The sequence below is a fragment of the Alistipes sp. CAG:29 genome (assembly GCF_000435435.1).
Classification (GTDB): Bacteria; Bacteroidota; Bacteroidia; order Bacteroidales; family Rikenellaceae; genus Alistipes; species Alistipes onderdonkii.
In genome coordinates, this window is record NZ_FR893392.1 from 1 (window position 1) to 13,530 (window position 13,530).

At 61.4% G+C, this 13,530-nt stretch carries 14 protein-coding genes and 2 tRNA genes; 6 read left to right on the forward strand and 10 right to left on the reverse strand.

Annotated elements, in window-relative coordinates; genetic code table 11:
- Nucleotides 1–22: 22 nt before the first annotated feature.
- From QVP03_RS00500 to QVP03_RS00530, 7 genes are all read right to left on the reverse strand, one after another.
- A tRNA-Pro gene (locus tag QVP03_RS00500) sits at nucleotides 23–97 on the reverse strand.
- 489 nt (nucleotides 98–586) lie between these two features.
- Nucleotides 587–661 (reverse strand) — tRNA-Pro (locus QVP03_RS00505).
- Between the two features lie 364 nt (nucleotides 662–1,025).
- Entirely contained in the window at nucleotides 1,026–1,658 is a 633-nt protein-coding gene (locus tag QVP03_RS00510; protein ID WP_022331746.1) for an HAD family hydrolase, read from the reverse strand.
- Between the two features lie 154 nt (nucleotides 1,659–1,812).
- Nucleotides 1,813–3,000, reverse strand: coding sequence for an SDR family NAD(P)-dependent oxidoreductase (locus QVP03_RS00515; RefSeq protein ID WP_022331747.1), 1,188 nt, complete (start codon nucleotides 2,998–3,000; stop codon nucleotides 1,813–1,815).
- 2 nt (nucleotides 3,001–3,002) lie between these two features.
- Nucleotides 3,003–4,214 (reverse strand): NADH:flavin oxidoreductase, encoded by a 1,212-nt coding sequence (locus tag QVP03_RS00520; protein ID WP_022331748.1) that lies wholly within the window; start codon nucleotides 4,212–4,214, stop codon nucleotides 3,003–3,005.
- An 11-nt stretch (nucleotides 4,215–4,225) separates the two neighbouring features.
- Nucleotides 4,226–4,987, reverse strand: coding sequence for a DUF1295 domain-containing protein (locus QVP03_RS00525; RefSeq protein ID WP_022331749.1), 762 nt, complete (start codon nucleotides 4,985–4,987; stop codon nucleotides 4,226–4,228).
- A 589-nt stretch (nucleotides 4,988–5,576) separates the two neighbouring features.
- The gene (locus tag QVP03_RS00530) at nucleotides 5,577–6,992 is read right to left on the reverse strand and encodes a glutamate decarboxylase (protein ID WP_022331750.1); all 1,416 of its coding nucleotides are present in this window, start codon (nucleotides 6,990–6,992) and stop codon (nucleotides 5,577–5,579) included.
- 203 nt (nucleotides 6,993–7,195) lie between these two features.
- Between QVP03_RS00530 and QVP03_RS00535 the strand changes: the two genes are divergently transcribed.
- From QVP03_RS00535 to QVP03_RS00555, 5 genes are read left to right on the forward strand one after another with little or no spacing between them, the layout of a single operon-like run.
- Nucleotides 7,196–8,155 carry an SPFH domain-containing protein gene (locus QVP03_RS00535; protein ID WP_022331751.1) on the forward strand — a complete coding sequence of 320 codons (960 nt, stop codon included), beginning with the start codon at nucleotides 7,196–7,198 and terminating at the stop codon, nucleotides 8,153–8,155.
- Between the two features lie 11 nt (nucleotides 8,156–8,166).
- Nucleotides 8,167–8,595, forward strand: a complete 429-nt coding sequence (locus QVP03_RS00540; protein ID WP_022331752.1) for a hypothetical protein — start codon at nucleotides 8,167–8,169, stop codon at nucleotides 8,593–8,595.
- Nucleotides 8,592–9,110 carry a hypothetical protein gene (locus QVP03_RS00545; protein ID WP_022331753.1) on the forward strand — a complete coding sequence of 173 codons (519 nt, stop codon included), beginning with the start codon at nucleotides 8,592–8,594 and terminating at the stop codon, nucleotides 9,108–9,110. The genes QVP03_RS00540 and QVP03_RS00545 overlap by 4 nt, the downstream gene beginning before the upstream one ends.
- Before the next feature lie 46 nt (nucleotides 9,111–9,156).
- Nucleotides 9,157–9,663: a hypothetical protein gene (locus tag QVP03_RS00550; protein WP_022331754.1), complete on the forward strand. Its 507-nt coding sequence runs from the start codon at nucleotides 9,157–9,159 to the stop codon at nucleotides 9,661–9,663.
- A gap of 3 nt (nucleotides 9,664–9,666) precedes the next feature.
- Nucleotides 9,667–10,365 carry an SIR2 family NAD-dependent protein deacylase gene (locus QVP03_RS00555; protein ID WP_022331755.1) on the forward strand — a complete coding sequence of 233 codons (699 nt, stop codon included), beginning with the start codon at nucleotides 9,667–9,669 and terminating at the stop codon, nucleotides 10,363–10,365.
- Between the two features lie 153 nt (nucleotides 10,366–10,518).
- On the opposite strand, the gene QVP03_RS00560 is transcribed toward QVP03_RS00555, so the two are convergent.
- From QVP03_RS00560 to QVP03_RS00570, 3 genes are all read right to left on the reverse strand, one after another.
- The gene (locus QVP03_RS00560; RefSeq protein ID WP_022331756.1) at nucleotides 10,519–11,130 is read right to left on the reverse strand and encodes a hypothetical protein; all 612 of its coding nucleotides are present in this window, start codon (nucleotides 11,128–11,130) and stop codon (nucleotides 10,519–10,521) included.
- A gap of 141 nt (nucleotides 11,131–11,271) precedes the next feature.
- Complete coding sequence (gene meaB, locus QVP03_RS00565; RefSeq protein ID WP_022331757.1) at nucleotides 11,272–12,387, reverse strand: methylmalonyl Co-A mutase-associated GTPase MeaB; 1,116 nt, start codon at nucleotides 12,385–12,387, stop codon at nucleotides 11,272–11,274.
- Between the two features lie 4 nt (nucleotides 12,388–12,391).
- Nucleotides 12,392–12,862, reverse strand: a complete 471-nt coding sequence (locus QVP03_RS00570) for a TlpA family protein disulfide reductase (RefSeq protein ID WP_018697218.1) — start codon at nucleotides 12,860–12,862, stop codon at nucleotides 12,392–12,394.
- 71 nt (nucleotides 12,863–12,933) lie between these two features.
- Between QVP03_RS00570 and QVP03_RS00575 the strand changes: the two genes are divergently transcribed.
- A partial coding sequence (locus QVP03_RS00575; protein ID WP_288210575.1) for a glycosyltransferase occupies nucleotides 12,934–13,530 on the forward strand: 597 nt, incomplete at its 3' end.

A 13,530-nucleotide genomic window follows, 5' to 3' on the forward strand; every position in this document is an offset into this window, starting at 1 on the left:
CAGAATATCCTCTTTTTTCTTGTCGGGGAGACTGGATTCGAACCAGCGACCTCCAACTCCCGAAGCTGGCGCGCTAACCGGACTGCGCTACACCCCGAACATTTGGGGCTCTTATCGTTTTAAGAGCGCACAAAGATAAGTCGAAAATCCGAAAAGTCAAAATAATTTCTGCAAAAAACGCCTTCCCGGTTATATTTCGGCTGCCGCCTCTTCCGTCAGCGCTTGCAGTACCCCTTCTGTTGCCTATCCCCGTTGCCTTTCTCTGTTGCCCCTTCCATCATCCCTTTCGGCACCTTTCCAATCGTCCTTTCCGTCGTCCCTTCCATTGTCTCACCCTGTTTCCCCGTTCCGTCTCCCGCCTGCAAGCCCCGTGCTTTCGAACTGCTGCTGCCGGGTGGCTGCGATACATGGTCGCGGACGGTCTGCGGGGCGGATAATTTCCGCAGGTCACTATACCCGCCGCTGCACATCGGTTTACACAACTAGTCGAAAAACGTGTTAACCGAGCAAAAACCGGCAAAATAGGATGCTTTGCGACAAACACAAAAAAGCCTTCCAGAGCTGTCTGAAAGGCTTTTTTCTCGTGTCGGGGTAGCGGGATTCGAACCCACGACCCCCTGCTCCCAAAGCAGGTGCGCTAACCGGACTGCGCTACACCCCGTCGTTCCCGACCTTGACCCCGTGATTGGCCTTGTGCAACCCCGCGAGGCTGTTGTGTGTCAATCCCGGGCATTCCGACCGGGGGAACCTTCCGGGTTCCGGGTTGCAAAGATAACCGCTTTTTTTCGTTCCGGCAAACTTTTACCCCGAAATCCGCCTTTCCCGGCTGCGTGCCGGATTCCTGTTGGGCGGGGCTGTCTGTTTGCTTGCCGGACGGTTTTTTTGCCGCCCTGTTTTCCAGAAACAGGCGGCTTTCCCGGATATGACTTTGCCGCGATCCGTATGCGTTGCCTTTCGGCTGGAGCCCTGTGGCCTCCGTATTTGCCCGGTTGCGGCCCTGCCTCCGGGCATTCCGGACGGCGCTGCTATTTCGTTGCGGTTATCTCTTCCAACAGGTGTCCGAAATCCTCACCCGGTGCGGGCTTGTACACCGCGAACCCCAGCGCCTGCGCCGCGTCCACATTCTTCTGCCCGTCGTCGATGAAGAGTGTTTGCGCGGGGACGATGCCGCTGTCGGCGATCACCTTGCGGAAGATCGCCTCCGAGGGTTTCAGCTCGCGCAGTTCGTAGGAGAGGTATACCTTGTCGAAATAGTCGTCCATCGTGTGCCCGTCGGCCGTGAATTCGCCGCGGATGACCTCCATCGACGCCGGGTTGTTGTTCGACAACACGTAGGTGCGAATCCCCGCCCCGCGCAGCCGTTCCACCTGGCGCAGTTTCCAGACCGGAACCCCCGCCAGGAACGCGCCGTATGCCCCTGCGATCTGGGCGTCGGTGACATCGTACCGCCCGTCGAGCTTCCGCATCGCGTCGCATGCCTCGTGGAACGACAGGTCGCCCCGCTCCAGCCGTCCGATCATCTCGGCGGGGTAGCAGGGGTTTATCAGTCCGGCGACCCGGTTCATGCCGAGCTCCCTGAATGCCGCTGTACAGCGCTCTATGTCGAGGTCTACGAGGACGCCCCCGAGGTCGAAAATTACATTTTTAATATCTTTCATAGTCATCTAATGTCTTGTCCGTGCGCCGCGTCCGCGGAGTTTGGCTCCGCCGTACTGCTTCCTGCTTCTCCCCGGCGACGCAGCCCGTGTCTGTGCCGTGTGCTGCCCGGCAGGACAGCCCGCTTCCTGCGGTGGCTGCCTGCGTCGTTCCGCCTTATTTTTGGAACTTCATCGTGAAACGCCGCACCGGCCGCAGCACCCACATCGGCAATACCTTGCAAAAGGGGATCCAGGCGCGGTTCCACCAGTCGGGTACGATGCAGCGGCGGCCTTTCCACAACGCCTTCAGCCCTCGGCGCGCACAACTGTCGGGGGTGATGAGCACGCCCAGTTTGCGGCCGATGCGCTGCCAGTAGGGCGTCAGCCCGTAGAGGTCTGTCGCTACGCCCGCCGGGCAAACCGCCGTGACGCGGATGCCCCGTTCGCGCACCTCCTTGGCGAAAGCCACGGAGAACGAGCGCATGTAGGCTTTCGAGGCGCTGTATAGCGCCAGCCCCGGGAACGGCATCCACAGCGAGTAGGACGACATGTTGAGGATGTGCCCCCGCACGCCGCGGCGTACCATGTCCGCGGCGAAGAGGCGGCATAGCTGCGTGACGGTCAGGTCGTGCAGCAGGATGATGCGCTCGATGCGCTCCGCCGGCGTGTCGAGGATGTCGCAGAACGAGAATATCCCGGCGTTGTTGATCACCACGTCGACCACGATCCCCTCGGCTGCCATGCGGTCGTACAACTCCTGTGCCGCCCCGACCCGCGCAAGATCTATCGTGATCACCCGCACGTCGGGCGTCACGGCCGCCGTTGCCCTGTTGCCGCACTCCTTTCCGCTGCCGACGCCTTGCTGCGCACTACCGGCTGCGAGCGCCCCGTTCCCGTCCGTTTCAGCCCCGGGTTCCCCCGTAGCTTCGGCAATCGCCGCCGCCGGTTCGCGTCCCGGCGCCCCGCTTCCGTCTGCGGATGCTGCAACTCCCAGTCTTTCCGCAACTTTCGATTTTTCGGTAACTTCCGATCCTTCCGCGGCTTCCGGCTCTTTCGCGGCTGCTTTTCGCCCGGCCGGCCGGGCATTCCGTATCTCTTCCGCCACGGCTTCGAGCGGTGCGCGGTTGTCGCCCGCGATCACCAGCCGGTAGCCCAGCGCCGCCAGCCGCAGGGCGTAGCAGCGCCCGATGCCCGACCCGGCGCCCGTCACCAGCGCCCATGCGCTGCCCGGCGCCACTGCGCCGCGTTCCATCCGGCGGCCTTGCGGCTCGGCTGCGTGCTTCCGGCTCCCGGCCGGCGTCCCGCCTTGTGCCGCGGCCCCGGCCGTTTCGCTGTTCCGTTTACGTTTCTCCATGTGTTCCATGCTTACGGCAGTTTGGCCAGTTCTTCCTGTATCCTGCGTGGCAGCCCGTCGCAATGCTTGCAGCATTTCATGTCCACCGAGTACATCCGCGCGATGCAGTAGTTGCGGTGGTCGCAGCCGCTGCGTGTCGAGGCGTCGCCCTCGCGGAGCTTGTTTACGAACGCCGGGTCGTTGACCAGCGCCCGGGCCATCTGCACCAGTTCGAACCCTGCGTCCAGCGCCTTGTCGATCCCTTCGCGGCTCACCAGCCCGCCGACATATACCAGCGGGCATTTCAGCTCGGCGCGGAATTTCTTGGCGTCTTCCAGGAAATAGCACTCCTCGAAGGGAAACTGCCGGATCATGAAGGGCCCGCACCAGCGGATGAAATAGCGCAGCCACAGGGGCGAGTAGTAGCTCATCGTGTAGATCGGGATCAGCCCCCGCATCACGGCCATCGGGGCCTTGGACACGAACCCGCCCGAAAGCACGATGCCGTCGACACCGAAGCGTTCGATCTCGCGGGCTATGGCGATGCTTTCGGGAATCTCGATGCCGCCCTTGAACCCGTCGTACATGTTGTGCTTCACCAATACGGCCGTCCCCGTTTTCGCCGCGGCCTCCATCACTTCTGTGAGGCACATCCGCATGAAGCGCATCCTGTTTTCCAAAGTCCCGCCGTACTCGTCCTTCCGGTGATTGGTGTAGGGCGAGAGGAACTGCGAGATCAGGTAGCCGTGCCCGGCATGTACCTCCACCGAGTCGAACCCCGCGTCGTGCGCGGTGTGGACGGCCTTCCCGAAATCCCGTGCCACCTGCGCGATCTCGTCCTTGCGCATACCCCGCACGGGGGTGTAGGCATAGAGGTTGAACCCCGTCGACGCGCCGATCGGGATCTGCCCGGCGGTCGTCAAATGGGTCATGTTGCCGCAGTGCCCGATCTGGATGCCGGCCGCCGCGCCTTCGCGGTGTACGGCGTCGGTTATCCCGCGCAGCCCGGGCACGATCTCTGGGCGCAGCCACAACTGCTTGTCGAACGACAGCCCGCTGCGGCATACCGCGGCGTAGGCCAGCGTGGTCATCCCCACGCCGCCGCGCGCCACCGAAACGTGGTACTCCTTGAGCTGCTCCGTGGGGCCGAAATGACGCCCCATCGACTCGAACGCCGCCGAACGTACCGTGCGGTTGCGCAGTGTCACGGGGCCTAATTTATAAGGGGTGAACAGTGATGACATTTTCCGGTAGGTTAATAGATGAAAGGTATGATCTTTTTTCGTTTCAGCGCCGTGAATTCCTTCCCGAACTCTTGGGCGTAACGCTTGTAGAGCGATGCCGCACGGGGCGCGAGGTTGGCGAACGTCCACCAGGCGAATACCGCCCCGGCCCACGACCACGAAGCTACGGCGAAGCCCGTCCATTCGAGCAGTTCGCCGAAATAGTTGGCCGACGAGACGTATCGGAACATCCCCCCGCGGGGAATGTAGTGGCGCGTGTCGCCCGGCTTGCGCAGGTTGCGGATGATATGGTCGGAATGGAGGTTTACGGCCATCCCCGCCATGAACAGGGCTCCCCCGACGTAAATGTAGGGCTTTGCGAACCAGTCGGCGTAATAGCCTTCGGGCGAGACGTAGAAGATCCACCCGCCCTGCATCAGCGCGTTGAGGGTGTTGAACGCCATGCCCATCACGACGATCCCCAGCGGCATCTTCGACTCTCCGCGCAGCAGCAGCGGGAAGATGAAGGCGCGCTGCAGGTAGTGCGCCTGGAACAGCACGAAGAGCGCCAGCGGCCCGGCCTCCCATGTCCGCCCGGACATGAGCCAGAGCACGCACATTGCGATGAACACGGGCGACTCCATCACGACCCAGCCCACCTTGTTGGGTACCGGGGGGCCGTATTTCGGGTTGAACAGATAGCCGTACCCGGCTTCGAAAAAGTGCAGGGCGACGTAAACCCCGGCGGCCAGCACGGCCATGACGATCAGGAAGATATTGAATGTTTCTGCCATTTGTCTGCGGTTGGATAAAAACGTCGTAAAGTTACAAAACAAATCGGTATAATGAAAATCGCATCCGCCTCCCCTCCGGTTGTTTTTCTCCTTTCCGGGCACATATTTGTCTTATTGGTCGCAGCGTCTCTCCCGCCGGCCGGATTGTCCCTTTACGGCCGGTGCCCGCCCTGTGTCCGGGCTGAATGCTTTCTTCCTGTGCCCCGGCCAGTGCGGATGCCCCTCTGAGGGCCTGTGTGATTCCGCGGTCGTCCTTTGTGCCCCTCGGCTGCATCCCGATAAAAAAAGACGGCCTCCACTGCGAGTGGAAGCCGTCTGCGCGACCCTTCGCAACCCCGCAGGGCGCGAAATGCTTTGGCTGCAGGCGCCGGGGCGCCCGCTTTCCGGCATTCGTTCCGGGGTGCCGGAGCCCTCTCGTAAAAACCCCTGCCGAAGCAGGGGTGCCGGGACGGTAACCTGTGACGCTTCGGCGTCACGCCGTACGTACAGTCCGATATGGGAGTTGCCCGCTCCCGGCTGTCGGTCTGCCGTCCGGTGCCGGCGGCCCGGCATGCCCTTCCCGGACACGCCTGCGGCCGGACGGGGCATATTAGTGCGTAAAGACTTTTCCTTTCTGGTGTTCCTTGTTCTCGTACTTGATGCGCGAGGTAGTGGGGTACTCCAGCTGTTCGAATTCGGCGATGGCGTTGCGGATGTCGCCCATCAGCATGTCGGCCATGTCGCGCGACATGCCCTGGCGCACCACGATACGCATTACGACCACGTCCTCGATGTTCTTGGGCATCGTATAGGCGGGAACCATCCAGCCGCTCTGCTGCAGTTTGGCCTGCAGGTCGAACAGCGTCCACTTGGCCTTCTTGTCATACTCGGGATCCATCATCCAGATGAACAGCGGGTTGACGACCTCCGTCGAGTAGTTCTTGAAGCATTTCATCGTGCCGATCTGCTGGTGGCAGTACTTGGCGATGTCCATCGAGTTCTGCTGTATCTCCTTGTACCCCTCGAATCCCAGGCGGATGAAGTTGTAGTACTGGCCGAGTATCTGCGCTGCGGGGCGCGAGAAGTTGAGGCCGACCTGCGTGATGTTGGCGCCCAGGTAGTTTACCGAGAACGACATTTCCTCGGGCAGGTATTTCTTGTCCTTCCATACCACCCATCCCAGGCCGGGATATACCAGGCCGTACTTGTGGCCCGACGTGGAGATCGACAATACCCACTTGAGGCGGAAGTCCCACTTCTTCTCGGGTTTGAGGAACGGCAGGATGAAACCGCCCGACGCTGCGTCGACGTGGATCGGGATTTCATAGCCGGTCTTGGCGTTGTACTCGTCGAGCGCCTTGTCCAGCCCCTCGATGTCGTCGTCCAGTCCCGTCCACGTGACGCCTGCGATCGGCACGATGCAGATCGTGTTCTCGTCGCACATCTCCAGCGCCTGCTTGGGGTCGAGCGTGATGTGGTCGAGCGTCAGGGGCACGGTGCGCATTTCGATCTGCCACAGCTGGCAGAACTTCTCCCATACGACCTGGAACCCGGCGCTCATCACCAGATTCGGTTTGTCGAAGGGCTTGCCTGCGGCCTTGCGGCGCTGGCGCCAGCGGAGCCATGCGGCCACGCCGCCCAGCATACATGCCTCCGACGAACCGATGCCCAGCGCACCGGTCTTCCATTCGGCCTTCTCGGGGGTGTTCCACATGTTGGCGACGATGTTCAGGCAGCGGCCGCACATCACCGCGACACGCGGGTACTCCGTTTCGTCGATGTAGTTGATGTTGATGGCCTCGTTCATCAGCCGTGTGGCGTAATCGTCCATGTAGGTCGTTACGAACGTGGCGAGGTTCAGCCGCGGTTGTGTCTGCGGATAGGTCTCGTCCTTGACTAACTGGTAGGCGATCTCGGGAGCCGTCTTGCCCTTGGGGATGAATTCCGTGGGTGCCGGACTGCGCATTTCCTCCGAACCGAAAATGTCGGTCAGCGTGTCTTCGTTGGTGTGTCTTTGCTGATTCATGATGTAAATTTTGTTTTGGTTTACGCCCTCCAACCTTGCATGAACTGTGCCACGGAGCGGTTTCTTTCGGCCTAAACCGGGCTGCGGGGCCTCTTTTGCTTCGGCCGAAGCCGGTTGTGAAAAAAATGTCCGGAAAATTTGCAAATCCCAAAATGTTCGATATATTTGTGATATCAAAATAATATCACTAAAACTGTACGGATATGGAAAATGGAAATTTCGTTTACAAAGGCTGGAAATGCAACGGTTTCCTGGCATTGGTGCTGATCCTCGGCGGGTTGGCCTTGGGGGTTTACGCGATCGTCGCGGGCGCGCAGCGCATCGACGCCGGGCTGGCGCTCGGCGGCGGGCTGGTGGCGGCGGGCGTCGTCTGGTGCCTTTGCATGCTGATCTGCATGGCGGGATTCATGCTGCTCGAACCCAACGAGGCGCGCGTGATGGTCTTTTTCGGTAAATACAAAGGTACCTTCTACGAAACGGGCTATTGGTGGGTCAACCCCTTCATGTCGGCCAAGCAGATCTCGATCCGTGCCCGCAACCTGAACGTCGACCCGATCAAGGTCAACGACAAGACGGGCAACCCGATCCTGATCGGGCTGGTGCTGGTCTGGAAGATCAAGCGCGATGATATTTATAAGGCCGTTTTCGAGATCGACGCCCCGACTACGGCCGGGCAGACCGGCGTTTCGGCCTCGGCGCGCATGAACATCCTCGAGAACTTCGTGGGCGTGCAGAGCGATGCCGCACTGCGCCAGGTGGCCGGTTGCTATTCCTATGATAACAATGGTGTTGCGGACGATGAGCTGACGCTCCGCTCGAACAGCGAGCAGATCAACGACCAGCTCGAACACACGCTCAACGAACGCCTGGCGATGGCCGGCATCGAGGTGGTCGAGGCCCGCATCAACTACCTGGCCTATGCGCCCGAAATCGCCGCCGTGATGCTGCGCCGCCAGCAGGCCGATGCCATCATCTCCGCCCGCGAGAAGATCGTCGAGGGTGCCGTGTCGATGGTGCACATGGCGCTCGACCGCCTCGGCAACGAGCATATCGTCGAACTGGACGAAGAGCGCAAGGCGGCCATGGTGTCGAATTTGCTCGTAGTGCTCTGTGCCGACGAAGCCGCGCAGCCCGTGGTGAATGCCGGAACCCTGCACCATTGATTTAACTGGGGATGGCTAAAGAGAATAATAACAAGAGTTTCGTACTGCGTATCGACGCCGCGACGATGGACGCATTGGAGCTATGGGCTGCCGACGAGTTCCGCTCGATCAACGGCCAGCTCCAGTGGATCATCGCCGATGCCTTGCGCCGCAGCGGCCGCCTGAAGAAGCCGCGTGCGGCCGCCGGGGCGACCCTGCCGGCCGCGGATACGGGCGTTGCTTCGTCGGGCAGGGACTTCCCGCCGGCCCCGGCGGCCGTTTCTCCCGCGGTTGCCGCCGCTCCTCCTGCTGACGTTGCGTCCGGCGAAAGCACGCCGCCGCTGCAGGATGCCGTCCCTCCCGTTGCCGCAGCGGCAGCCGGGGAAGCCGGCCCGCTGCCTTCGCACGCCCGTATGCAGTCCGACGACCCGCAAAAAAATAAAGCCGATATAAAAAAATGAATCCGATGTTCAGGATGTGGAGATGTTATTTTTCCGGCCTGCTCGATGCCGGACGCTGGCGGATGTTTCTGCACAGCCGCATGTGGCTCGGCCTGCCCGTGGCAGCCGTTGCCGCGTTCGTCGTAATTTTCCTGCTGCGCCGTTTCGGTGAAAGTCTCCCGACTGCCGAGGCGCTTTGGAAGGGGGCTGTCTGTGCACTGGTGATTGCTTTTTGCTGGGCTTTGGGCGTGTGGGCCGCCGTCGGGCCCGAACCGTCCGATGACGACGGCGGGCAGGACGGGGAGGCCGTCGGTGACGTGGGAGCCCGTGCGGCGTGGCGGGGCAGGGTGCTCTGCTTCGTATTGCTGCTGGGGGCGTTCGCCCTGGTTTGCTCGTCCCAGATTTCGGAAATGCTGGGCGGCGAATGTTCGCTGGCCCGCGGGTTCGGGGGGATACTGCTCAAGGCGATGGCGGTTGCGGCCGTCGTTGTTCCCGTATGGCTTGATTCGGGACGCAGTAAATGGCAGGATCAATAAAAGCCGGTGCTATGTCGATCCCGATGTTTATAAAAAGGATGTTGCTATGAATCGGAAATGGATTTTTGCGGTTGTTTCGGTGCTTGCGGTTGCGCTGGCAATGTTCCCGCTCAACCTGCTGTGGGTCGGGCAGTCGCCGTTGCATGCGGCAGTGAGTTCCCTGCTGTTCGGCCTGCCCGCACTGCTCACGGCATGGACGCCCAAAGGGCGGTGTGCCGGCGGCCGGGCCGAATCCCGCAGGGCTGCCGGGAATACGGGATTCCGCACCTGCACCGGGCGCCCGGATCGCACTGTGCCTGAGGATCGCGCGGTGCTCCCGGATCATACTGTCCCTGCGGATCATACTGTCCCTGCGGATCGCACCGAACCAGCCGGGCGAAAGTCCCTGCTGGCGAAAGTCGCGCTGGGGATCGCTTTTTTCGTGCTGGCGGCGATGCTGGCATACGATATTTCGACCGAAGGCGTCGCCGTCGGAGTTACGAAGGCAGTCGGATTCGGTCTGTTGATACTGCTTGCTGCCGTTGGGCATAGATTAGGTTATCTAAAGTTATAGTTTATGAAAAAAATCGTCGTTTTTACGGGTGCGGGGGTAAGCGCCGACAGCGGTCTGGCGACCTTCCGCGATTCCGACGGGTTATGGGCTTCCTACCGGATCGAGGATGTCTGCACGCCCGAGGCGTTGGCGCATAACCGTGCCACGGTCATCGGGTTTTACAACATGCGCCGCCGCGAGATGCTCGCCGCGCAGCCCAATGCCGGACACGAGGTCATCGCGGGGCTGGAACGGGATTTCGAGGTCGAGGTCTTGACGCAGAACGTAGACAACCTGCACGAGCGTGCCGGTTCGTCGAAAGTGACTCACCTGCACGGCGAACTGACCTGCCTGCGCTCGTCGCGCAATCCCGATCTGGTCGTCCCGATCGAGGGGTGGGAGCAGAAGCTCGACGCCACGGCGCCCGACGGGGCGCTGCTGCGTCCGCACATCGTCTTTTTCGGCGAGGCGGTGCCGATGTTCGAACGTGCCGCGCAGATTGCCCGGACGGCGGATATCATGGTGGTCGTGGGGACTTCGCTGGCGGTCTATCCCGCCGCGTCGCTGGTGCGCTACGTGCGCCCCGGAATCCCGATCTATGTCGTCGATCCCGGTAATCCCGATACGGCGGGCATCCGCAATCCGCTGACCCTGATCCGCAAACGCGCCGCCGAAGGCATGCCCGAGCTGGCCGCCCTGCTGCGGGAGCGGTATAAAGGATAACGATTCGGAATAGAACTCCGCCTGTTTTTTGCGGGTGCGGGCGCTCCGCATTCGTTGTCCGCGCACATTTGAGCGTTATGATCTATTGCAGCGCAATCGAAAAGCCCGCCCCTCGGTTAAAGGGGCGGGCCGTTCGTTTGTCTGTCGGGCCAATCAGAAGTGCATGGCGATGCCGAACGTGATGCCGAAGCGGTTAAACCGCGCTCCGCGCTTCTCGATGCCGATGAATTCGCCCGTGCTGTTGTCGTAAATATTGGCTTTGCCCACGAGGTTCAGGTATTCCAGTCCTGCCGTGAAGTCGAGCCGCGTACGGCGCGTCATGGCGAGCCGGTAGCCGCCGCCCAGACTGCCCGTCAGGCCCGCCCCGTTGTCCGGGTAGAAGGTCGCGCCCGCTTCGGCATAGTTGAACCAGCGGCTGGCGCGTTTGCCGTACAATCGTTCGGCCTTGAGGTAGCCCAGAAAGGTCTTTTCCCCTTGGTCGTCATAAGAGCCGAAGCCCGTGCCTGCGCCGACATTCCAGTCGGGCGTAAGGCGCACGGTCACTTCAAACCGCAGTTCGCCGCCGCGAAGATATTCGGGCGCGCCCCACGGCGACGTGATTTTGCCGAAGTCGGATACTATTTTGTATTTTTCCGTCAGGCCGAGGCTGTAACGGTATCCGACACCGAAGCGTACGCGGGGCTCTTTGTGGTTTTTGGATTGCTGTGCCGATGCGGAGAAGGCGCAAAGCATCAGCAAAGATGCGGTCAGAAGTAGTTTTTTCATATCGGGTGAGATTAGGTTGATGACACAAACAATAAATCCGGCCGGGAGAAGTCCGGCCGGATAAGAGGCGGATCTGCAAAGCGTTTATAGGACTGGTTCCCGGGCGTTTCGGGCATTTTCTCCTCGGGGAATCGTCCTTCGTTATTTCAAATCCTTGAAATAGATGTCCAGCAGCTCCTTGGCGGCGATGAACGACGATATTTTGTCCTCCAGCACGCGCTTTTCGTACTCTGCGACGCGCGCTTCGACCGCCGGGTCGTGGTAGAACGAGTTGCGCAGCACTTCGTTGATCGACTCGTACATCCAGTATTTGTTCTGGCGGTTGCGGTTGTGGCGGAAATAGCCGTTGGCCTGGATGTGGTCGAGGAACTCCTCGACGCCTTTCCATACCTCTTCGAGCCCCGTCGCGGCCACGGCCGAGCAGGTGTATACTTTGGGCCGCCAGCCCGACTCGGGCACGGGGAACAGCCTCAGTGCCCCCTGGAACTGGGTCTTGGCCAGTTCGGCCTTGTGGATGTTCTCGCCGTCGGCCTTGGTGATGACCATGATGTCGGCCATCTCCATGATGCCGCGCTTGATGCCCTGCAACTCGTCGCCGGCACCCGAAATCTGCAACAGCATGAACATGTCGACCATCGAGTGCACGGCCGTCTCGGACTGCCCGACGCCCACCGTCTCAATGAATACCACGTCGAAGCCCGCGGCTTCGCACAGGATGATCGTCTCGCGCGTCTTGCGTGCCACGCCGCCCAGCGACCCGGCCGAAGGGGAGGGGCGGATGAAGACGTCGGGATTGCCCGAAATGCTCTCCATGCGGGTTTTGTCGCCGAGGATCGAACCCCCGCTGCGTTCCGACGAGGGGTCGATGGCCAGCACCGCCAGTTTGTGCCGCAGCGAGGTGACCATGTTGCCGATGGCCTCGATGAAGGTCGACTTGCCCGCCCCGGGAACGCCCGTGATGCCGATGCGCACCGATTTCCCGGCGTGCGGCAGGCAGCGTTCGATGATCTGCTGCGCCTGCGCGTAATGGGCGGGGTTGTTGCTTTCGACGAGCGTGATGGCCTGCGACAGGGTGGTGATGTTGCCCGCGAGGATGCCTTCGACGTATTCGTCGGTCGAAAGCCGCCGCTTCTTGCGGCGCGTGAAGTAAGGGCTTACGATAGGTTGGTCTTCAACGCCTTCCGTGACGTTGAGCGCCGTGTCGTGATGGGTATCTGCGTACTCTTTTTCGTAATGGTTTATCTTCGTGAAGGACATGGTGCTATTTACTTGATTTTTCGATGATTTCGGGTGTCAGCTGCAGTGAGTTGCCCATCCACAGCGCCCGGTTCCGGCTGTCGACCAGCACCCCGAACGGGACGTACTGCACGTTGAACGCCGAGAATATCCTGCCCCCGGTGTCCAGCGCGACGGAGATGTGCCGCGAGAGGAACGGCGAAAGCAGGGGGGCGATTTTCTCCTCGTTTTCCCGCGTGACGACCACGACGTGGAGTTTGGCGCCTAATTTGTCGGTTATCGCCCGGAGCTGTTCGAGCGACGCGGTGCAGGCCGGGTTCGACGAGTGGAAAAACTCGACGTACGTCAGGCCGGGGGTGGCGGCGGGTTTCCCGCCCCGGAGCCATGCCGGAACCTTCACCTCGGGTACGCGTTCGCCGAGGGCGATGTTTTGCGCCTCGGCCGCCGCAACGGGGAGTGCCAGGGCCAGGAGTAAAGTGAGCAAAACTTTCTTCATAAAAAGGCAGCCTTATTTTCAGCGAAGATAACAATTATTTGCCATATAGACGAAAAATTTTACGCAGAGTTATGAAAATCGGATTCGAAGACACCCCGGCTGCACCTGCCGGGACTTACTCCCGGCACCTTGCCGAACTTTTGGCCGAATATGCCCCCGAGCACGAGTATATCGTTGACGGGGCGCGTTATAAGGAGTTCGACCTCTACCACGGCTTCCGCCCCGGACTGCCCCTGCCGCTGCTGCGGAAGATCCCCAGCGTGATGACCGTCCATAACCTCAATTTTCTGCGCTACCCGCACCTCTATTCGCTGTCCGAGCGGCTGGTGCTGCTGCGGCTCTACCGCCGTGCGCTGCGCTCCGCCAGCCTGCTCATTACGGTCAACCGCGATGCCCGCGCCGAGCTGTCGGAGCGGTTGCGGATCGACCCCGGGCGCATCGAGGTCGTGATGCCCCTCGCCGCGCGCGTCCCGCATGAAACGCCGGGCGGTGCGCAGCTCGAGGCGGTGCGGCGCAAATACATGCTGCCCGGCAGGTTCATCCTCATGCTCGGCACTGTCGAACCGCGCCATAACCACGAGGTGCTCTTCGAGGCGGTCGGCTCGCTCGGCGAACGTGAACGTGCGATCCGTGCGGAGGGGCTCCGCGCAGCGCAGCGCGCCGCCGCG

Coding starts and splice junctions, on each gene's coding strand:
- meaB (WP_022331757.1), bottom strand. CDS start 12,387: ATGTCCTTCACGAAGATAAACCATTACGAAAAAGAGTACGCAGATACC.
- QVP03_RS00555 (WP_022331755.1), top strand. CDS start 9,667: ATGAAAAAAATCGTCGTTTTTACGGGTGCGGGGGTAAGCGCCGACAGC.
- QVP03_RS00545 (WP_022331753.1), top strand. CDS start 8,592: ATGAATCCGATGTTCAGGATGTGGAGATGTTATTTTTCCGGCCTGCTC.
- QVP03_RS00570 (WP_018697218.1), bottom strand. CDS start 12,862: ATGAAGAAAGTTTTGCTCACTTTACTCCTGGCCCTGGCACTCCCCGTT.
- QVP03_RS00520 (WP_022331748.1), bottom strand. CDS start 4,214: ATGTCATCACTGTTCACCCCTTATAAATTAGGCCCCGTGACACTGCGC.
- QVP03_RS00530 (WP_022331750.1), bottom strand. CDS start 6,992: ATGAATCAGCAAAGACACACCAACGAAGACACGCTGACCGACATTTTC.
- QVP03_RS00515 (WP_022331747.1), bottom strand. CDS start 3,000: ATGGAACACATGGAGAAACGTAAACGGAACAGCGAAACGGCCGGGGCC.
- QVP03_RS00560 (WP_022331756.1), bottom strand. CDS start 11,130: ATGAAAAAACTACTTCTGACCGCATCTTTGCTGATGCTTTGCGCCTTC.
- QVP03_RS00540 (WP_022331752.1), top strand. CDS start 8,167: ATGGCTAAAGAGAATAATAACAAGAGTTTCGTACTGCGTATCGACGCC.
- QVP03_RS00535 (WP_022331751.1), top strand. CDS start 7,196: ATGGAAAATGGAAATTTCGTTTACAAAGGCTGGAAATGCAACGGTTTC.
- QVP03_RS00510 (WP_022331746.1), bottom strand. CDS start 1,658: ATGAAAGATATTAAAAATGTAATTTTCGACCTCGGGGGCGTCCTCGTA.
- QVP03_RS00525 (WP_022331749.1), bottom strand. CDS start 4,987: ATGGCAGAAACATTCAATATCTTCCTGATCGTCATGGCCGTGCTGGCC.
- QVP03_RS00550 (WP_022331754.1), top strand. CDS start 9,157: ATGAATCGGAAATGGATTTTTGCGGTTGTTTCGGTGCTTGCGGTTGCG.